Annotated in this window: 18 protein-coding genes and 2 tRNA genes; 13 read left to right on the plus strand and 7 right to left on the minus strand. The window is 41.6% G+C overall.

Annotated elements, in window-relative coordinates; translation table 11 throughout:
- Positions 1–4 precede the first annotated feature (4 nt).
- The 5 genes from lptA (at position 5) to F612_RS12305 (ending at position 4,685) form a co-directional block, all read left to right on the plus strand.
- Positions 5–586, plus strand: coding sequence for a lipopolysaccharide transport periplasmic protein LptA (lptA, locus tag F612_RS0106225; RefSeq protein WP_019556898.1), 582 nt, complete (start codon positions 5–7; stop codon positions 584–586).
- Between the two features lie 9 nt (positions 587–595).
- Positions 596–1,318 carry an LPS export ABC transporter ATP-binding protein gene (lptB, locus tag F612_RS0106230; RefSeq protein WP_019556899.1) on the plus strand — a complete coding sequence of 241 codons (723 nt, stop codon included), beginning with the start codon at positions 596–598 and terminating at the stop codon, positions 1,316–1,318.
- 300 nt (positions 1,319–1,618) lie between these two features.
- Complete coding sequence (gene hpf / locus F612_RS0106235; protein ID WP_019556900.1) at positions 1,619–1,954, plus strand: ribosome hibernation-promoting factor, HPF/YfiA family; 336 nt, start codon at positions 1,619–1,621, stop codon at positions 1,952–1,954.
- 442 nt (positions 1,955–2,396) lie between these two features.
- On the plus strand, positions 2,397–3,755 hold the full coding sequence (gene mgtE, locus F612_RS0106240) for a magnesium transporter (RefSeq protein WP_019556901.1): 1,359 nt from the start codon (positions 2,397–2,399) through the stop codon (positions 3,753–3,755).
- 285 nt (positions 3,756–4,040) lie between these two features.
- On the plus strand, positions 4,041–4,685 hold the full coding sequence (locus tag F612_RS12305) for an OmpA family protein (protein WP_019556902.1): 645 nt from the start codon (positions 4,041–4,043) through the stop codon (positions 4,683–4,685).
- Positions 4,686–4,810: 125 nt separating this feature from the next.
- Here F612_RS12305 and F612_RS0106250 read toward each other — a convergent pair whose 3' ends face one another.
- The 7 genes from F612_RS0106250 to F612_RS12310 form a co-directional block, all read right to left on the minus strand.
- Positions 4,811–6,385 (minus strand): peptide chain release factor 3, encoded by a 1,575-nt coding sequence (locus F612_RS0106250; protein ID WP_019556903.1) that lies wholly within the window; start codon positions 6,383–6,385, stop codon positions 4,811–4,813.
- Positions 6,386–6,533: 148 nt separating this feature from the next.
- Positions 6,534–7,577, minus strand: coding sequence for a protein translocase subunit SecF (secF, locus tag F612_RS0106255; RefSeq protein WP_019556904.1), 1,044 nt, complete (start codon positions 7,575–7,577; stop codon positions 6,534–6,536).
- 9 nt (positions 7,578–7,586) lie between these two features.
- Positions 7,587–9,482 (minus strand): protein translocase subunit SecD, encoded by a 1,896-nt coding sequence (gene secD, locus F612_RS0106260; protein ID WP_019556905.1) that lies wholly within the window; start codon positions 9,480–9,482, stop codon positions 7,587–7,589.
- Positions 9,483–9,650: 168 nt separating this feature from the next.
- Positions 9,651–9,977: a preprotein translocase subunit YajC gene (gene yajC / locus F612_RS0106265; RefSeq protein ID WP_019556906.1), complete on the minus strand. Its 327-nt coding sequence runs from the start codon at positions 9,975–9,977 to the stop codon at positions 9,651–9,653.
- A gap of 102 nt (positions 9,978–10,079) precedes the next feature.
- On the minus strand, positions 10,080–11,204 hold the full coding sequence (gene tgt, locus F612_RS0106270; protein ID WP_019556907.1) for a tRNA guanosine(34) transglycosylase Tgt: 1,125 nt from the start codon (positions 11,202–11,204) through the stop codon (positions 10,080–10,082).
- A gap of 68 nt (positions 11,205–11,272) precedes the next feature.
- A complete protein-coding gene (gene queA / locus F612_RS0106275) occupies positions 11,273–12,322 on the minus strand; it encodes a tRNA preQ1(34) S-adenosylmethionine ribosyltransferase-isomerase QueA (protein ID WP_026329663.1) in 1,050 nt (349 codons plus the stop codon).
- A 168-nt stretch (positions 12,323–12,490) separates the two neighbouring features.
- On the minus strand, positions 12,491–14,377 hold the full coding sequence (locus F612_RS12310) for a putative bifunctional diguanylate cyclase/phosphodiesterase (protein WP_083917302.1): 1,887 nt from the start codon (positions 14,375–14,377) through the stop codon (positions 12,491–12,493).
- A gap of 234 nt (positions 14,378–14,611) precedes the next feature.
- Here F612_RS12310 and F612_RS0106285 point away from each other — a divergent pair.
- The 8 genes from F612_RS0106285 (at position 14,612) to F612_RS0106320 (ending at position 21,074) form a co-directional block, all read left to right on the plus strand.
- A tRNA-Leu gene (locus tag F612_RS0106285) sits at positions 14,612–14,698 on the plus strand.
- Between the two features lie 32 nt (positions 14,699–14,730).
- A tRNA-Val gene (locus tag F612_RS0106290) sits at positions 14,731–14,807 on the plus strand.
- 475 nt (positions 14,808–15,282) lie between these two features.
- Positions 15,283–15,546, plus strand: a complete 264-nt coding sequence (locus F612_RS0106295; RefSeq protein WP_019556910.1) for a phosphopantetheine-binding protein — start codon at positions 15,283–15,285, stop codon at positions 15,544–15,546.
- A 10-nt stretch (positions 15,547–15,556) separates the two neighbouring features.
- A complete protein-coding gene (locus tag F612_RS12315) occupies positions 15,557–16,942 on the plus strand; it encodes an AMP-binding protein (RefSeq protein WP_019556911.1) in 1,386 nt (461 codons plus the stop codon).
- Positions 16,943–16,969: 27 nt separating this feature from the next.
- Positions 16,970–17,293, plus strand: a complete 324-nt coding sequence (locus tag F612_RS0106305; protein WP_019556912.1) for a hypothetical protein — start codon at positions 16,970–16,972, stop codon at positions 17,291–17,293.
- Positions 17,294–17,297: 4 nt separating this feature from the next.
- Complete coding sequence (locus F612_RS0106310; protein WP_019556913.1) at positions 17,298–18,179, plus strand: LpxL/LpxP family acyltransferase; 882 nt, start codon at positions 17,298–17,300, stop codon at positions 18,177–18,179.
- A complete protein-coding gene (locus F612_RS0106315) occupies positions 18,169–18,768 on the plus strand; it encodes a LolA family protein (RefSeq protein WP_019556914.1) in 600 nt (199 codons plus the stop codon). The genes F612_RS0106310 and F612_RS0106315 overlap by 11 nt, the downstream gene beginning before the upstream one ends.
- Positions 18,765–21,074, plus strand: a complete 2,310-nt coding sequence (locus F612_RS0106320) for an MMPL family transporter (RefSeq protein ID WP_019556915.1) — start codon at positions 18,765–18,767, stop codon at positions 21,072–21,074. Before F612_RS0106315 ends, F612_RS0106320 begins: the two co-directional genes overlap by 4 nt.
- Positions 21,075–21,079 lie beyond the last annotated feature (5 nt).

Below are 21,079 nucleotides of genomic sequence, written 5' to 3' on the forward strand. Positions count from 1 at the left end.
GCAAATGCCTCAATCCAGAATTCGATTTAAAATCATCTTATTAGCCAGCTTTTCGTCCTTTTTATTAGCCAAAAGCCCTGAGAGTTTTGCACTGACACAAACTCCAGATGAAGAACAACCTGTTCATATTTCTGCCAACAGTCTAGATGCACAAGAAAAAAGTGGCATTAGTATCTACAAAGGTAATGTCATCGTGACCCAAGGCAGCCTGACTTTAAAGGGTGATGAAATCATCGTAAAGCATCCAAATAACCTGTTAAAAACCGTCAAAGCGACAGGACAACCAGCGCGTTTCAAACGCTTTAGCCAAACGGACCAGTCCTGGTTAAAAGGTAAAGCGAATATGATTGAATATGATGCGCTTAATAAAACTGTTTTATTAGTGGGCAGTGCTCAAGTAGAACAACCTGGACAGCACCTTATTAAGGGGCCTAAACTATTTTACGACATGACCAATCAGACCCTAAAAGCGCAGAGTACCGAACAGGAAAAAGGACGCATTTCCGTCACCTTTAACCCTGCGACTAATACAGTCCCCAATCCAGCTTCGGAAAACAAACCCACTACTCTTCCGCCTGAACAATAAGGAACATTAATGTCACACTTTTATGCACGTGGGTTGGCAAAAAGCTATAAGAAAAGACAAGTAGTTGCCTCTGTTGATATTGATGTTTACAGTGGTCAGGTAGTGGGTTTATTGGGCCCCAACGGGGCCGGAAAAACAACGACTTTTTATATGATGACCGGTCTAGTTGACAACGATAAAGGCCTACTTTTTTTAGATGATCAAGAGATTAGTCGACTGCCCATTCACAAACGTGCAAAACTAGGCATCGGTTATTTGCCGCAAGAAGCCTCGGTATTTCGCAAACTCAATGTGACTGAAAATATTATGGCCATCCTGGAGATGCGCCCAGAACTTTCAAAAGATCAACGAAATATCATTTTTGAGAACTTAATCGATGATCTTCAAATTGGGCATATTTTAGAGCAACCAGGCCAGGCGCTCTCAGGTGGAGAACGTCGCCGTGTTGAAATTGCTCGAGCACTCGCAATGGAACCGCGTTTCATTTTACTGGATGAACCTTTTGCAGGGGTTGATCCCATCTCGGTTAAAGACATTCAAAGCATCATTCTTCACCTCAAAGACAAAGGTATTGGAGTCTTAATCACCGACCATAATGTCCGTGAAATTCTTGGCGTTTGCGACCATGCCTACATATTGCATGCAGGCACAATTCTAGCAGCTGGCACGCCTGACGAAATTTTGGCAAATCCTGAGGTAAAACGAGTGTATCTTGGTCATGATTTTAAGTAATCTAAACTCTACAAAACCATATCAATAGTCATTTACTCTGTTTCTTAGTGGTTTAAAGTGCATTCTTTGTTTTAATTTCTCCATCTAAATTCTAGAAATTATTTTCAATACATCAATCAATGTCGAGTGATTATTCACTAGCATTTTTCATCAAAAATCAAGACTGCCATTTTTTTATTAGGGTGGTATACTGAAAATTCGAACGGTTTTTAACTCGTGAATTATTGAGCGGATAAGCCTTAATATTCCTCGCAAAAATCATTCACATCGCACAATAAAACCACTAAAGGAGCGATCACTATGCAAATTAATATTACCGGTCACCATATCGATGTAACTGAGCCACTTCGTGCTTATGTATCCGAGAAAATGACTAAACTTAAACGTCACTTTGACCACGTCACCAATGTTCACGTTATCTTAACAGTTGAAAAACAAGTTCAAAAAGCCGAAGCAACAGTACATGTCTCGGGAGCAGATTTATTCGCTCAGAATGAAACAGTAGATATGTATTCATCTATAGATGGACTGATTGATAAGCTAGATCGTCAAATTATCAAACATAAAGAAAAAGTGAATGACCACCATAAAAAATCTGGTGGTGTTAAAAACATGGTTGTTGAAGAGGAAGCATAGCACCTCGTTCAGTCATTAATCGCCTTATCCGTTTTAAACGATAGTACCAAACCTCGTTTACAATGAATAAGGCGTTTTAGTATCTGGATTTGAGAAATGGATCTACTGCTCACACTAAAAAATATTCTCTCGTTAGAAGCAAAACGACCTACTCATTTATCATCTAATGCTTTTCTCCTGATACAATACCCACAACCCCGAATAGCAATTTAAGATCAAACTAACTTATTGACATCTTTGCACGGGTTAGGGGTAATAGAAAAATGAGCTCGAATTTCACTGTTTAACGCTGAAAGTGAATTAAACGGTTGTCGACTGACACATTGTCTAAGCGCATAGCAGTGATATTTTAACCATTTTTATACCTTCAAGCGGCACATCGCCCATGTATAATATTGTGCAAAGGTCTCAAAGTAATTCGACGCTGAGTAAAGGCATAACCATGGCAAAAACTGAGACTGAAATTGATAAAGGCACGCTGACAGGTCAGCTACTTGAAGCCGTTGAAGGGCGACACACCAAACAAATTTTAGCACTGCTTTCCTTACTTGTTGCCGAAGAAATCGCCGAACTCCTGGAATCTACACCTCCAAAAGAACGTGGAATCATTTGGCAAAGCCTTAATTCTGAACAGCAAGGTGAAATACTCTCCCATACCAATGATGAAGTAAGGGCCCGCTTACTTCAAACTTTGCAATCCCATGAAATTGCCTCTATTGCAGAAGATCTTGAAACGGATGATATTGCCGACATCATGCAATCTTTGGATGCTCCAGGTCAAAAGGCTTTACTTGCCTCTCTGGATCAAAATGATAGAGCGGCTGTTGAAACAGCTTTAGCCTACCCCGAAGACACGGCTGGTGGCTTAATGAGTACAGACTTCGTCTCCATTCGTGCAGACATTACACTAGACGTGGTACTGCGGTATCTTAGAAAGCTGGGGGAACTTCCTTCTTCCACAGCTGAACTTTTTGTTCGAGACCGTAATGATCATTATGTTGGCACCCTAAAACTGACCAGTTTATTAGTGCATGATGAAGATATGCTCGTTCAAGATGTACTTGACACCAAAACACCAGTCATGCGAGCACACCTACCGGCTAAATATGTAGCCCACTCATTTGAAAAAAACGATTTGATCTCAGCTGCCGTTGTCGATGAGAATGACAAAATATTAGGCCGCATTACCATTGATGATGTAGTCGATCTCATTCGTGAAGAAGCTGAACATGACCAAATGGCCCGTGCTGGTCTAGATGAAGATGATGATATATTTGCACCTGCAAGTCGTTCCGCCCGACGTCGAACTTTTTGGCTTGGAATCAACTTACTCACCGCGGTGTTTGCATCCCTTGTTATCGGCTTATTTGATGCATCCATTGAAAAGCTTGTCGCACTTGCCGTACTTATGCCAATCATCGCCAGTATGGGAGGCATTGCTGGAACACAAACCTCCACAATTGTCATTCGTGCTTTAGCTACGGGAAAATTAGCCAAAAGAAACAGCCGTTCTCTGCTAATCAAAGAAACCACTGTTGGCTTATTAAACGGTCTAATTTGGGCTGTGCTGACCGCCATAGGTGTTCAGCTTTGGTTTCAAGACTGGGCACTTAGTGCCATTTTTGCAACGGCAATGATGATTAACCTATTTGCAGCGGCGTTTGCGGGCGCCATGATTCCATTGTTACTTCAGCGTATGAAAATTGACCCTGCACTCGCTTCTGGCCTCATGCTCACTACCGTTACGGACTCTTTGGGATTCTTTGTCTTCTTAGGATTAGCGACGGTCGTTTTGTTGTAACTTGTTTAACACCATCAAACACCCCTAATTAGCTCTGAGTAGACTTCTTAGAGTGGAACACCTATTAAGTCAGTCCCTTCTAAGATGATTGAAAACACTTTCAGTAATGTGGATATAACAATATTCTGCTTGTATTAAACGACAACAGTCACTATTATTTAGTCATAAATGATTAATCGTTATTGCAACGACCTGCTAAACTGGCGCTTTACAGCCATTACCAAAGACTATATTGTGTGGTCATTAAAACTTAAATACTGTCATCCTTTAAACCTGGAGAGTCATATGAATATCATCAACAAAAAATTATTAGGGTCAGTTGCTATTGCAACCACACTTTCACTTGCGGCTGGTTGTTCATCAACCTCAGAAACAAGAGAAACTGATAAAAATGTCGTCACAGCCCTGGGTGCTATTGGTGGAATGATTGCCGCAAATTCATTAGGCATGGATAACAATGCAGGAAAAGTTGCCATAGGTGCGCTAGCGGGTTACACAGCACGCCAAGTGTTTAACGAAGTCAATACTGAAACAGCTAAGGATCCTAATACGGATGTAGAGGCCGTCAAAATCGGTGGGAAAGAGTATGTTCAAGTCAGCGTCAAAAACGTCAACTTCCGTTCTGGTTCAGCAGACCTAGAACCCTATGAATTAACGCGCTTACAGCCTATTATAAACACCCTAAGAAAACACCCAAATACGCGCGTACATATTGAGGGACATACCGATTCGGATGGCACACAAAGCTACAACCAACAACTGTCTGAAAGACGAGCTAAAAATGTTTCTTTTCACTTAATGAACAATGGCATTTCTAGTAACCGTATCCAGACCTATGGTTACGGTGAAGATCGCCCAATTGCTAGCAATGCAACCACTGAAGGCAAACGTGAAAACCGCCGAGTGACCTTCTTAATCAGCGAAAGCTAACCCCTTAGGGTATAAAGTTTATCGTTGACCAGGCCGGGGTTAAATCTACCCGACAGTCCAGATACAAAAAAGCCACTCATTGAGTGGCTTTTTTGTATCTAAAAGAGAACGAGATAACCTTAAGACTAATGTTCTCTAGTGGCGACAAACTGCAGATTCGGCCAACGCTCTTCGATCAAAGAGAGGTTCACCCGAGTCGGAGCTATATACACTAACAAATTAGCCGCATCATAAGCCACGTTCTCACGTACCTTCGCGGTAAATTTATCAATTTCAGTCTTATCACCCACCACCCAACGAGCCGTATTAACGTTAACCGGTTCAAATAAACAGGTGACGTTATACTCATCCATTAGACGCTGTGCAACCACTTCAAACTGAAGAATACCCACCGCACCTAGAATCAAATCATTGTTATTGACCGGACGGAATAACTGGGTAGCCCCTTCTTCTGATAACTGAGTCAACCCTTTTTGTAAGGCCTTCATCTTCATTGGATCTTTCAAACGAGCTCGACGGAAAAGTTCGGGTGCAAAATTTGGAATACCTGTAAATTTAAGGTCTTCGCCCTGAGTAAACGTATCCCCAATCTTAATCGTACCATGATTATGCAAACCAATGATATCGCCAGGGTAGGCCTCTTCTGCATGTTCACGTTTATTTGCAAGAAACGTAATCGCCTTGGCAATCTTAACGTCTTTGCCAATCCGTACATGTTTGAATTTCATACCCTTCTCATATCGGCCGGAAACAATACGCATAAATGCCACACGGTCTCGATGTGCTGGATCCATATTTGCTTGAATTTTAAAGATAAAACCAGTGACCTTAGTTTCATCGGCCTTTACAAAACGTGTTTCAGATTGACGACCCATTGGGGGTGGAGCATAGTTCGCAAAGCCATCTAGCAACTCTTGCAAGCCAAAGTTATTGACCGCTGAACCGAAGAAAACGGGGGTTAACGTACCCGCCAAAAAAGCGTCCAAATCAAACTCATGACTGGCACCACGCACCAATTCAACCTCTTCACGCAATTCGTCAGCTTGATCTCCAAGCAACTCGCTTAGGAGTGGATTATCGAGACCTTCAATAAGCTCACCTTGACCTGCACGCAACCCATCAGATGCTCCAAACAGACGGATAGTATCATCGTAGAGATGGTAAATTCCTTTAAAACGTTTGCCCATCCCTATTGGCCATGTCATAGGTGCACAATTAATTTTTAAAACGTCTTCTACTTCATCTAATAGATCAATCGGTTCACGGCCTTCTCTATCCAATTTATTGATAAAGGTCAAAATCGGCGTGGTACGCAAACGACAAACTTCCATTAATTTAACGGTTCTGTCTTCAACCCCTTTCGCAACATCGATGACCATTAAGGCCGAATCCACCGCCGTTAGAGTGCGATAAGTGTCTTCAGAGAAATCCTCATGTCCCGGAGTATCCAACAGGTTGATCATGACATCTTTATAGGGAAACTGCATGACAGAGGAGGCAATCGAGATACCACGCTCTTGTTCCATTTTCATCCAATCGGATGTCGCGCCACGATCCGTCTTACGACTTTTAACCGCACCGGCCATCTGAATCGCACCACCATATAACAATAGCTTCTCAGTGACGGTCGTCTTACCGGCATCTGGATGCGAGATAATTGCAAAGGTTCTACGTTTGCTGGTTTCTAACATTAAGGACATTATTTTCTTCTTATTTTCAGTAGTCGATGAGTTGGCTAAATATCACTAAATAGTCCTTATCGGTAATCTTTTAAAACTAAAAAAGCCAGATAATCCTCTATCTGGCTTCAAAAGGCGGTCAACGCATAGAATGACCAGGCCTGGTTAATTATCTTGGGATGCCTTCCGCATCCTCATCATCTAAACGTTTACCTTTAGTGGCTGCCTTAGCTTCCAACCTGGCTTCATGCTCATGAAATAGACGTTGCAACTCTAGCTCAGCCGCTTCCGAATCCTTCTCTTCTTTGGGTGCTGACATTAGGTCCTCTTTAGAAACACCCAACATTAAAGCTACCGCACTAGCAACATAGGTTGATGAATAGGTTCCAACCACTACACCGACTATCAACGCCGCTGCAAAACCGTGAATCACTTCGCCCCCTAGAAAAAACAGGGCCAGTAACACCAATAAGGTCGTTAAAGAGGTCATTATCGTACGCGACAGCATTTGGTTGACCGCAATATTGGTCACCTGTACAGGCGAACCATCGCGCATGACTCTAAAGTTTTCGCGAACTCGGTCAAATACAACAATCGTATCGTTTAATGAGTACCCGATAACGGCCAAAATGGCTGCCAATACGGTTAGATCAAACTGCATGCCCGTCCAAGCGAACACACCAACAGTCAAGATCACATCGTGAATCAATGCCGTGACGGAACCCACCGAAAAACGCCACTCAAAACGTAACGCGACGTAGATTAACACGCCAAAAAGTGCATATAAAACGGCTAGAGCGCCATCTTCTGTAAGCTCATCACCCACTTGAGGTCCGACAAACTCAACACGGCGTAAAGTAATGTCATCCTCACTCACTGCTTTAAGCGAATCCATTACTTGATTACTTAACTGTGCTGAATTTAACCCCTCACGTGGTGCAATACGAATAAGCACATCTTCAGCTGAACCAAAATGTTGTGCAATCGCCGAGCCAAAGCCAGCTTCTGACAAATCCGTTCTTAATTTAGGGAGATCAACAGGCTGAGGATACGATAACTCAATCAATGTTCCGCCAGTAAAATCAATACCAAAATTTAAGCCTTTAAGCCATAACCCAGCAAAGGAAGCGATAATTAGCACGATAGATAATGCCAGCGCGATATGACGCTGACCCATGAAATTGATATTGGTTGTATGCATTTCGTTACTCATGTCATCGTCCTAAATTGAGAGCTTTTGAATACGTTTGTTACCATACATCAGGTTGATGACGGCACGTGTTCCTAAGATGGCAGTAAACATCGAGGTAATAATCCCGATAGACAAGGTAATCGCAAAGCCTTTAATAGGGCCTGTTCCAAAACTAAATAAGACAATAGCCGCTAACAACGTTGTAATATTGGCATCGGCAATTGTCACAAAGGCTTTTTCATAACCAGCATGAATCGCAGACTGAATTGGACTGGTCCGCATCTCTTCTCGAATACGTTCAAAAATGAGTACGTTGGCATCTACTGCCATACCTACTGTCAAGACAATCCCCGCAATACCGGGCAATGTAAGCGTTGCTTGTAACATTGATAAAACCGCAATAATAATGATCAAATTCAGTGTTAAAGCGACGTTCGCCACCATGCCAAACATTTTATAGCGCCAAGCCATCAAAATGAGAACCAAAACGAAACCAACAATCACCGACATAAACCCTTGATTGATATTGTCTTGACCTAAACTGGGTCCAACAGTACGTTCTTCAACGATTTCCATTGGCGCGGCTAAAGCTCCAGCACGCAGCAATAAAGCTAAATCTTGTGCTTCTTGGGGTGAATCTAAGCCCGTAATTTGGAAGCGGTCAGCGAACTGTCCACGAATGACTGCCGCATTAATCACATCTTTATTGGTAATGCGGTTTTTAACTTTAACACCATTTTCTTCAATGGTTTCAACACGATTCTCAATGAAAACCACCGCCATGCGGTTGCCAACATTTTCTTTAGTCGTCGCCAGCATTTTACGACCACCGGCACCATCTAACGTCACATTGACCATAGAAGAGCCCTGTTGTGAATCAATCCCTGAAGAGGCATTGACCACATTTTCTCCACTCACAATTGTGTGGCGCTTTAAGAGAATCGGTTTACCGTCTCTAAAGTGATAAATGATTGAACCGTTCGGTGCATAACCCGTTTTTTCTGCACGGTAGGGATCACCCTTCTCTTCCACCAATCGGAATTCAAGCGTTGCAGTTGCCCCTAAAATCTCTTTAGCACGCGCTGTATCCTGTACGCCAGGCAACTCCACCACAATACGGCGATCGCCTTGTTGTTGAATCACTGGCTCAGCAACGCCTAGCTCATTCACACGATTACGTAAGGTATTGATATTCTGCTGTAAAGCGTACTTTTGCGTCTCAGCAATGGTTTTTGGTGACAAGCTCAACAATACCTGTGGGCTAGCGGTTTCCTCAACTGTTTTAAACTTAAAACGATCAGAATAGCTCGCGTTCAATACGGCCAGGCCAGCTTGCATTGTTGGTAAATCTTTAAATTTAACAGCCAACGCTTTATTTTTTGCCTCACCCTCGACGTCTACAGTCAGATATCGTACTTTCTCTTCTCTTAAGGTGCCTTTAATTTCATCAACATAACGAGCATAAGCTTTAGATACGGCTGTTTCCATATCCACGTCCATTAAGAAGTGAACCCCTCCACGCAGATCCAAACCCAGATACATAGGTGAGGCACCTAAATTTCTCAGGAAATGAGGTGTTGCGGGAGCTAAGTTGAGTGCCACCACGGCCTGTCGGCCTAACAAATCCTTGAGTACCGACTTTGCTTTAAGTTGATCTTCAGTATTTTCGAATCGAATCAGAAAATGACCCGCTTCAAACACAGAAGATTTCACTGGCAGGCCTGCGGCTTGCAATGTATTGGCGACTTTGCTTTGTGTCTCTGCAGTGAACTCTACAGATTTAGCGGGTGAGACTTGTACGGCTGGATCGTCTCCAAATAGGTTTGGCATTGCATAGGTCAATCCAATGACGGTAATGACGACCAACAACAGGTATTTCCATGCCGGATAGACATTGGTGATGATATTTTGTTTTGATTCAAACATAGGTTCGATTCCAATCTTAAACAACAGGGCTAGAAGGTTAAAAAACTTGCTTTACAAGAATTTGTTATAAGGTCTTTTGAGCGTTTTCCAAGGGCCGTTAGAGCTTAAAAATTCGCCCTTAGAAACAACAAAAGGGGCCTTAAGCCCCTTTTGTATGTATTAACGATTTTATTCGCCTTTCAACGTGCCTTTAGGCAGTAAGCGTGAAATGTTTTGACGTTCTATCTTAACAATCACTTCATCGGCAATTTCGATATCGCAGAAGTTATCACCCATTTCACGAATCTTTCCAGCTAATCCACCGTAAGTGACAACTTCGTCACCTTTTTTAAGCGCTTCAACCAGAGATTTGTGCTCTTTAACTTTTTTCTGTTGTGGACGAATCAACAAGAAGTAGAATACGACAAATAATAAAACTAATGGGATAATCCCTTCCCAACCGCCGCCTACTGACGCAGTTCCTTCTGCCATTGCATCACTGATAAAAAAGCTCATTACGTACTCCTAGAATTTATAAATAAATTGACCGCTGTATTGTGTCACAGCTAAAATAAAAAATCTCAACTAAATGACCAGGCCTGGTCACTTTTTTAAGCCTTAAATTAAATCGTTTAATTCAGGTACCGGACGACCAATTCCTGCATAAAAGTCTTCGACGAAGGCCTCTAATGCGTGATTAGCGATGGCATCTCGCATCCCCTGCATGAGATCCTGATAGTAATGCAGATTGTGAATGGTATTCAGGCGTGCACCTTGAATCTCGCGACACTTGTCTAAGTGATGCAGATAAGACAAGGTATAGTTTTGACAAGTATAACAACGACACTCTTTATCAATCGCCTCCAAGCTTATCTTATGCTTGGCATTCCGCAGTTTAACGACACCCTGGCGCGAGAATAAAAAGCCATTACGTGCATTACGAGTTGGCATCACACAGTCAAACATATCGATACCACGACGCACTGCTTCGACTAAATCTTCTGGCTTACCGACCCCCATTAAATAACGTGGCTTATCTTTTGGCATGTGCGGCTCGGTAAAATCTAAAGTGCCCATCATCTCATCTTTTGGCTCGCCTACTGACAGCCCACCGATGGCATAACCATCAAAACCAATCGCTTTTAAACCTTCAATCGATTCTTTACGCAGGTCTTCATACATTCCCCCCTGCACAATGCCAAACAGGGCTGCGGGGCTATCTCCATGAGCTACTTTAGAGCGTTCTGCCCAGCGCATGGAAAGTTCCATAGAAAACTTTGCTTCATCATGCGTCGCTGGATAGGGCGTGCACTCATCGAAGATCATGACGATATCTGCACCCAGTTTCCGCTGAACTTCCATAGATTCTTCCGGCCCCATAAAGATTTTTGCACCATTAACTGGGCTATTAAAGGTCACTCCCTCTTCTTTAATTTTGCGCATTTTGCCTAAACTAAAAACCTGAAACCCGCCAGAATCTGTCAATATAGGGCCTTTCCAATGCATAAAATCATGCAAATCACCATGCAGGTCAATAATATCGGTGCCGGGTCGCAGCGATAAATGGAATGTATTACCTAGAATGATTTGTGCGCCAGTCGCTTCAACCTCTTCGGGCGTCATGCCCTTCACAGAACCGTAAGTACCCACCGGCATAAATGCGGGGGTTTCTACGACACCTCGACCAAACTTTAAACGCCCTCTTCGAGCCCGTCCATCAGTATTATCTAATTCAAATTCCATGTTTTTCTACTTTTTATTTAATTGGGGTGTGGCGCTATTGAGTGAAAGCACTCACATCTGATTTTGATCTAATTATATTTAGAGGACGCAGGAAATACTAACATTGCATCGCCATAGCTGAAAAAACGATAAGACTGATTAACCGCATGTTGATAAGCTGCCATGGTACGTTCATAACCGGCTAAAGCCGAAACCAACATAATTAAAGTGGACTCAGGGAGGTGAAAGTTGGTGAAGAGGACATCCACTTCCTTAAAAACATAACCCGGAGTAATGAAAATATCCGTTTCACCTTGATAAGGTGCGATTTGTCCGGTTGAACTAAATTTAGCAGCACTTTCCAAACAACGCACAGAAGTCGTGCCAATGGCAATCACTCGCCCCCCCTTCTGGCGAGTGTGGCGCACTTTCTCGACCAACTGCTCATCGACTTCCAAGTATTCAGAGTGCATCACATGCTCACGAATATCATCAACCTGCACAGGTTTAAAAGTACCTGCACCAACATGCAAGGTCACAAAACCAATCTCAGCACCCTTTGCCTGAATTCCATCTAACAACTCTTGATCAAAATGTAAGCCCGCGGTTGGTGCAGCAACTGCTCCTGGCTTTTGTGAATAGACCGTTTGATAACGTTCTTTATCTTCTGGTAGATCTTCAGGACGTTCAATATAAGGTGGTAAAGGCATATGACCATAGCGTTCAATCAACTCTAAAGCACTTTTATCACAGCGCACCTTCAGTACAAACAGAGCACCTTGTCGCCCTACTACTTCGACATCAAAAGCATCCTCGATGCGCAATAACGCGCCCGCTTTGGGAGAACGGCTTGATTTTAGGTGACTTAATAGCGTCTTATCATCCACAACCCGCTCAATCAACAATTCAATTTTACCTCCTGTGCTTTTCTCACCAAACAAGCGTGCAGGAATCACTTTAGTATTGTTGAACACTAATAAATCATGCGGTTGAACATAAGAGAGTAAATCAGGGAATTGTGCATCGATGATGCTGCTATCAGGCTGCATCACTAATAAGCGACTACCACGTCTCTCGGCAGTAGGCTGCTGAGCAATAAGGTTTTCAGGGAGGTCAAAAAAGAAATCTTGTCGTTTCACAGGCTTTGTCAGATTGTACAAAGCCAATCCTTGTCCATTTCGATAAAGGGCGGCTATTTTCGCTGATTGTGCCTTTATTTTCAAGCTGTTATTAACAACTTGAATGCAAATCAAGCAGGGATCGAATAGATCAGCGTCCAGTCAAATAGCTTTTATAGTGATTAAAGACTAGGTTGCCAACAATTTTGTTAATTGACCAGGGGGAATTGGGCGACTAAAGAGATAACCCTGACCAATATCACAACCTAAATCAAATAACACTTTACGTTGTTCTTCTGTCTCAATGCCTTCTGCCACAACAATTAGATCCAAATCATGCGCTAAATTAATAATGGCTTTCGCGATCGAAAATTGACGTTTATCTTCGATAATATTTATGACAAATGCACGATCCACCTTTAGTGTATCTAAAGGAAAAAGCGTCAGGTAGTGTAGTGATGCAAATCCTGTACCAAAATCATCTAGCGCAATCGTAAAACCTTGAGACTTTAACTGTTGAATTTTCTCTAAACTCCGTTCAACATTGTCCAATAGAATACTTTCGGTTAACTCAATCTGCACGGATTTAGGGCAAATACCCATCGTTTCAAATTGTGCAATCGCATGGTCACAAAAATTTTCATCTGAAAACTGGCGGGCTGAAACATTCACAGAATACTTAATATCGATACCACTGTCCTGCCACTGCACAATGTGTTTTCCTGCTTGAGAAATCATCGACTCACTCAAAGCCCAAATCAAGCCCGTTTCTTCCGAAATAGGAATAAAAACTGAAGGTGATGGCGCCAAAGAACCATCATCAGTAATCCAGCGCGCTAAGACTTCCACGCCAATCGTTTTACCGGTTTTTAGATCGACTAAAGGTTGATAATAAGGCTGAATTAACCCCCGAGACAAAGCTCCGCGCAGCCGATTTTGTAAATCAACCATTTCCGTCGCATGTTCCGCCATCTCCTGAGAAAAGAAAGCCATATTTAAACCCTGACTTTTAGCCTTATACATTGCCGCATCAGCATGCTGAATCAATTCTTCTGGTGTTCCACCATCTTGCGGATAAACAGCCACTCCTGCTGTCGCCCCAATACTCAAACTATGACTATTTATTCGAAATGGCGCTTCTAACAACTGATTCATTTTTGTGACACACTCTTGAATCAATTCCGTGTCCACTGAAAGTTTATTGACCAAAACAAACTCATCACCGCCAAAGCGGGAAACAACGCCCTTTTGACTCACTAGACAGCTGTTTTTAAAACGCCTAGCCACTTCTTTAAGTAAAGCATCTCCCACTGAATGACCATAGGCATCATTTACATATTTAAAGCGATTCAAATCAATAAAAAAGACAGAAAAGGACCTTTTATTTCCTGAGAGCTTATCTGTTTCGATTAAATTCGTCATGTAATCATGAATAAAACGGCGATTAGGCAAATCAGTTAATGGGTCATAAAATCCTAAACGCTCAATTTTTTCAGAAGCTAACTTCCGTTCAGTAATATCAACATTAATAGACCTTACACCGACAACTTCACCTGCAGAGCTGTAAATAGGACCACACATATGCTCCAACCAACGAATTTCGTCTAATTTGGTTCTAATGCAAAATTCAATTTTCTCTGGGCTACCATCCTCATTCACTTTATGAATATGCGACGCCCATCGAGCACGATCTTCAGCACAAATAATCGCATCCATAAAGTTGGGGGTTTGATAAAAATCTTCTGGCGAGTACCCCGTAATCCTTTGCACGGCAGGTGAAACGTATTCATACTCACCCTCAACCGTTTGTAGATAGGTAAACTCTGATGAGAAATCTACAACCGCTTTAAAGAGAACGCTTTCACGTTTTTGTGTTGCATTAGTCTGAGTGATTCGACCCCACAGACCAGCCAGCAAGAACATCACAAGCAGCGGCACGATCCAATAACTCATATGAAAAGTATTTTGCACGAGGTGTAGTTCTATGAATGCGAAAGGCACAATCAAAACAAAGGCCCAAAGCAGTGCTTTTAAGTAATGTGTTTGAACAGACACAGGGTGCATTACTCTTTCCATATAAGACTCATCTTTTTCACGGTCGCTCACAAAGCTATAAGTTATTCTAATCACAAAGTATCAATCAAGCTGATAGAAAGGTCAATGTGACATTTTTTATTTGCCGATAAGTAAATAGCCTATGCAAATACCATACCAGCCATACCAACTGTATGACGAAGACCGTTAAAATCTACGGAAGTGGTTGACAGAGTTCTTTCAACCTCCTATAATTCGCGCCACTATCTTTATAGTGCCAGTGTGATGGAATTGGTAGACATGACGGATTCAAAATCCGTTGCTCGTGAGAGCGTGGCGGTTCGAGTCCGCCCACTGGTACCATCTAAGCAATAGCTTAAAAATCTTTATATTGTACGACTGTAGCTCAGTTGGTTAGAGCACTACCTTGACATGGTAGGGGTCGGTGGTTCGAATCCACTCAGTCGTACCAATTTATCCCTTGAAAATCAGCTCCAAACCTTATCATACTACTCTAAATATACGAGCCCCTTGCTCCCAATACATAATACCTATAAACACCAAACCTATCTAATAGTGTTCTGAATCAATATAAAAAAACCACTCAATTGTATTTTCGTTAAACGGTCGCTATACGCCCGGTCTTTTTTCAATTTTTAAGTTATTGTGTACGTCCATAGCCTTTCTATTATGAGATACATGAATAAAAGTAAAACCTGAGCCTTATCAATATCTTAAGAAAAATGCATACACTGTAATCATCATTGAATCTAGTGTTCCTCTTTTACAACGACGGTTTGTTTTATCCTTATGCACACAAACTGTCTTGAAGAAGCCCTGATAGCCCAGAAATAACTTTAATCATTTATCACTCTCTATGATTATTAATTAGTATAATACCGCACTTTAAAACACATGCTCAATGGCGATATAAAGGATCCAACTCTATGCTAACCCCAGAACAACTAGAAATGGCCCAGCTGATTATTGAAGCTGTTAACCTTGAAGATATCCAAGCGGATGAAATCGACCCTGAAGATGCTCTATTTACAAATGGGTTAGGACTAGATTCAATTGATGCTCTAGAAATATCTTTAGAGTTGAGTAAGAAATATGGCGTTAAAATTAAGTCAAGTGATGTCAATATCAATGAAATATTTGGTTCCATTGCATCCTTAACGGCCTTTGTTCAAGCAAATAAACAAAACTAAGCTTTAAGAGATGCTTTCATTTTTACTGAACAGCCAAAGTCCGACAGAACTCCAACGACTTTGGCAGTCAACTCCTTTCATTTACCGCGAGGCTCCCGATCAAAGCTTAACCCGCTGGGAAGTCTTTCTGGCTGCAGAGCAACTTAGTCAAACAGCTTTAAGCATCCATTCGAATATGAAATACTCTGCACTGTTATTATTTGAACAAAGAGATTATTTTTTGGTTGGTTTACTTGCTACAGCAATGCAAAAAGGGCAGGTCATTTTACCGCCTAATTTAGCCGAAGCAACCTTAGAAAAATTAAAGAATGACATGCCAGAATTGTCTGTTTTAGGGGATGATCTGCCTAAGGGGTTACACAGCCAGCCTCAAATTACTTCTAAACTCATTGACGAAATCTTTCATGCTGTTAAAAAGAACCCTTTGCCTTTTGATCAGCAAAGGATGACCGTAACGTTTGAAGCCATTAAAAAAAGTGAAATCTGGCTGTATACATCAGGCTCTACAGGTAAACCCAAAAAAATTATTAAAACCTGGCAGCACATGATTTATTCAGCATCATTAGCCATTGACAGGTTCCAGCTCATGTTGCCTTGTTATATCGTCGCAACGGTACCAAATCAGCATATGTTTGGTTTAGAAACGACCCTATTTTGGCCTTTTTTCTCCAAAGCAAGCCTGTGGTATGAACGACCCATTTTTGCCGAAGATGTCATTTCGGCACTTTCAAATAATTCAATTGAACCCGCTTTCTTGGTATCGACACCTTTACATCTCACAAAGCTACTTGCATTTAAGCTTAAGTGGCCAGCCCACTTGAACCGCCTTTTATCAGCGACCGCCCCCTTATCCAAGACGCTGGCTGAACAACTTGAAAGTGAATTTAAAGCATCATTATTTGAAGTTTATGGCAGTACCGAAACCGCCTCGATTGCATCACGACAGACGACGGTTACGGAAGTTTGGCAAACCTACACATCGGTTACTTTTGAGCGCCTTACCAATGAACGCTATGCGGTAAAAACCTCTTGTTTAGAGGACTCCCAGGTATTAAGTGATCAAATAGAACTCTTAGATGAACACCATTTTAAACTTGGTAAACGCGATAGTGACTTAATTAAAGTGGCCGGAAAAAGAGCTTCTTTAACAGAATTGAACACCCATTTGCTGTCAATTTCGGGGATTACAGAGGGGGTTTTCATTCAAGATCCATCCACAGAACGTCTCAGACTATTCGTAACTACATCGCTGACTCCATCAGATATTTTGCGCGAGCTTAGAAAGTTACTTGATCCCGCATTTCTGCCACGCCCGATTACCTACGTGAAAGCACTTCCCAGAAGTGAAGTCGGCAAAATATTGTATAATAAATTACTTTGTAAACGCCCTAGTTGAGACAAGCCTTCAAAGCTTATGGAATACATGCAATCAATTGATTCTTTTAAAATACCTGCTCAACATCCTTGTTTACCAGGACACTTCCCAGGTCGACCGATTGTACCCGGTGTAGTCTTACTGGAATTCGTAGAAAAAATCGTAAAAAAACATTTCTCAGAATGGGAGATAGTTGAACTCAATCAGGTCAAGTTTCTACAGCCAGTCTTGCCTGAAGAATTGCTTGAACTTTCAGTGGATTCGAGTAGACTCGAAAGTCACCATAGCACCCTATTTCAGTTAATCAATACCAAGAACCAGAGCCGAGTTGCGACGGGAAAGTTAAAACTAACAGTAGTGAATAAAGGCTAAACACATGGCTGAAAACTGGCAACAAGAAACCGAGATGTCGAATGCCTTTTGGTTAAAATTAATCATTAAAATTGCATTAAAACTACCGCGTTGGTCTGTTAGATTGCTCCTTCATCCCATTGTGCTATTCTTCCTTCTGATTGCAACTGAAAAAAGACACGCCTCATACCATTATCTTTCAAAAGTACTCTCGTACCCACCCAAAATTTGGCATGTTTATAAACACTTCTACTGGTTCTCAGCTGTATTGTTGGATCGAGTCTATTTCCTCACGAACCAACATAGTTACTTTGATCTTTCATTTGCGCACCGTCAGGAAGTCATTGACTCTTTTAATGAGCATCCCGGCCAGTTCTTTTTAAGTGGTCATTATGGCAGTGTGGAGGCTTTAAAAACTCAGGCTATGAACAAACATTATGAAATAAAACCTGTTATCAAACTCGATCACAATCCGACCATAGTGAGTCTTTTGAAAGAACTTAACCCCGAATTCTATGAAGGTGTTATTCCATATAAGGGATTAGAAACCACTTTTGAAATTTACGAAAACTTAAAGAAAGGAACCTCTATTGCCTTGCTTGCGGATAGGCCTATTGGCGGGAGCAAAACGCTCCTGGTGAATTTCCTAGGTGACCAAATCCCTCTACCTGAAGGTATTTTTGAGATGATTTTGCGTTTTCCCTATCCAATCAATTTTTTCTTTTCCCAGTATCTCGGGGGCAATCGCTATCGTGTTGAGTATTTTCAAATTGAGCTGAGCAAAACAGATACACCACAAATACTTGCCCAAAAATTCGCGGATCACTTGGCTCTACAATGCAAAAACTCCCCATATAACTGGTTTAATTTTTATACTTATTGGATAACGTCTTCTCATGAGACTTAAGCAAGTAGCATTTAAAATTATTTTTTTGACAAACTTATGCTTACCGTTGACAGCATTTTCTCAAGAAATTAAACTCTCTGAATTGTTTAAGGCCTTAAACCAAGTACAGACTGAGCATAAAAGCTTCATTGAAGAACAATTTGATCCCTTATTAGAGATTTCACAAACTCAATCTGGCGAGATGTATTATCAATCGCCCAATTTGCTAGAGCAACGTTATGAAAAGCCAATAGCAGGCACCATCACGTTTACCCCTACACTGATTAAGTTCAATTTTCCAGACCGAACGCTAGAACTTCCCGTAGAAGGCTTTCCTGAAGTTGCTCTATTTTCGCAAACTTTTTTAAATCTACTCAATGGTAACTTAGCGCTCTTGCAAAAAAACTTTGAGTTAGCATTTAAGGCATCAGAAAACCAGGTTTGGCAGCTTAGTTTAACGCCAACCAACCAGCTTAAAAAGCATATACAAGCAATTCAAATCATAGGTTCACAGACTGAGATACAATCGATTCTACTCACTAAAACGTCAGGGGATTGGCGTAAAATTACATTGCAACCCATTGCGGTCAAGACAATTGAAGTCAAATGAAAATGACAAATCGTCAAATCATTTTTTCTTCTTTAATCTGGATTTTTATCGGTATTATTGCCTGGGCAAGCCTCGTCGCTTTTTTCAATAAATCACCCTTTCAAAATGACATCACCCAGTTTTTTCCAAACCAGCAAAGTATTGAGGCCCAATACTTAAAAAACCGTCTGACACCTACTCAAAAAACGAGCTGGTTAATGCTTGCTGTTAAAACGAATCAACCTAAACAAACACTTTATGACATCAGTCACACAGTACAATCCCAATTATTAACACTGAAGGGTGTCAAGCAAGTATTAAATGGGGCTGAGCCTTACCAAAGCCCGTTACAACAATCACCAACGCCTAAGCTGTATGCTTACCGTTATCTAATGACTTCGTTTGAATCTGCACAATTGAGTGCACACATTCAGCAAAGATGGCAAGAGTATCAATTAGGCTTTGTGCTAGACAAACATTGGTTGCTAGACGACCCTACATTTCAATGGGCTCTTTATCAAAACAAACTCAAACCTATTCAGCAATTAGTCAAAGAGAACGGTGTTTGGGTCAGCCCCCAATCCACAAAAGCATTACTCTTGATTGAAACCGAAAAACAGCCTAAGGTGCTGGCCAATCTTTATAAACAATTAGAACGTTCATTAGGTAAGAATAATTTCCAACTGTCTGGCGCCGACTGGGTAGCGTTGCAAGCAGAACAGCAGATTAGAAAAGGGGTGAACTGGATTACCAGCATCGCACTGGGCATGGTATTTTTAGCGCTTTTTATTGCATTTCGCTCTCCAAAACTCATTTTATTCAGTAGCTTACCGCTTCTTGGGGCCTTTTCAGTTGGCATACTCAGCACAATTAGCCTTTTTGGCAGTATGCAATTAATCACCTTGGCACTCGGAGCAATTCTATTAGGGGTGGCAATAGATTACCCAATCCATACCATTTCAGCCTACCAATCTAGAAAACTTTCAGTCGTCCAGCAAATATGGCCGACTATTCGCCTTGGCGCGCTGACCAGTGCATTTGGATTTTTAATGCTGTGGTGGATAAATATTGAAGGTTTGCAACAGATGGCCATCTTTGCTTCGAGCGGGTTGCTCACCGCGTTATTCATTACTCGAGCTCTCAAACCTTTCCTCGCGTCTCACTATAAAATAGATGACATAACATCTAGCGAACCACCCGCTAAAAGCATGATCAATCAAACTCCAAGTCTTTATTTTGTAGGTTACCTTCTACCAGGCCTGGTCATTATTGCAGCGATTCTGTTTTTAAAACCTATTCAGTGGCAGGATGATATCGCCAGCTTGAGTCCAGTCTCGAAGGGTTTGATTCAAACCGATAGACAACTACGGTCGTTATTTCAGTATCAAGAGGTGGGTAAACAGCTGCTTTTACCGGCTAAAAATATTGAAGTTCTTTTACAACATGAAGAAGCTTTGCTGGCTGAATTAGAACATCTGAAAACGACAGGTGCGATTCAGCAATTTCAATTGCTTGCACAGAGTTTACCTAGCCAACGTTTACAAGCCAAACGCCAGAAAAACTTACCTGATGCTAAAATGGTTTTAACTTCACTGAGCCATGCTGTAGAGGCTACACGCTTTACAACGACACACTTTCAACCTTTTATAAACAGCTTGGAACTCAGTCGAAAACTGCCTTTAATGACTTATGTTAAGTTCATTGAGACTAATGAAACCTCAGCACGATTAGCGAGCCAATTGGTTCTATCACTTTCAGATCAAATGGTCGGGGTCATTCCGCTTTCAGGTGTGGTTTCGGATCAAGTCATTGAGGATTTTGTCCAACAACATGCCGACTTAGGGCTTATCTATTTCAATCAGCGCAAATTGGTTGCCAAGCAAATCACAGAAATTCGCTTTGGACTGTTTCAAATATTAGGCTTTATCCTATTGATGTTAGGAATTAGCCTTTGGTTAAAATACCGTAGTGTTAGACAAGTGATCATTGTTTTAAGTCCTATCATCATGGCGATTGGGTTAACCTTAGCCACGCTTGCACTGCTCAATATATCGTTAAGTATTTTTCACTTAATGAGCCTAATGCTTGTCGCAGCCATCGGTATTGATTACAGTCTGTTATTTTTTGAAGGTGCGCAACAGACCAAAAACTCTCATGAATGGAGCCGCTCAATTCGAGTCGCATTTTTAACCACTTTAGGCTCATTTAGCATATTGAGCATGAGCCAACTCGCACTGCTTAATGCGATTGGTATAACGGTTTTAATCGGCGTATTATGGGTCTACAGCTTAGCGTTTCTGCTTGCGAAAAATCCAAACCGACAGTGAAACTG

The sequence above is a fragment of the Thiomicrorhabdus arctica DSM 13458 genome, assembly GCF_000381085.1.
GTDB classification, from domain to species: domain Bacteria; phylum Pseudomonadota; class Gammaproteobacteria; order Thiomicrospirales; family Thiomicrospiraceae; genus Thiomicrorhabdus; species Thiomicrorhabdus arctica.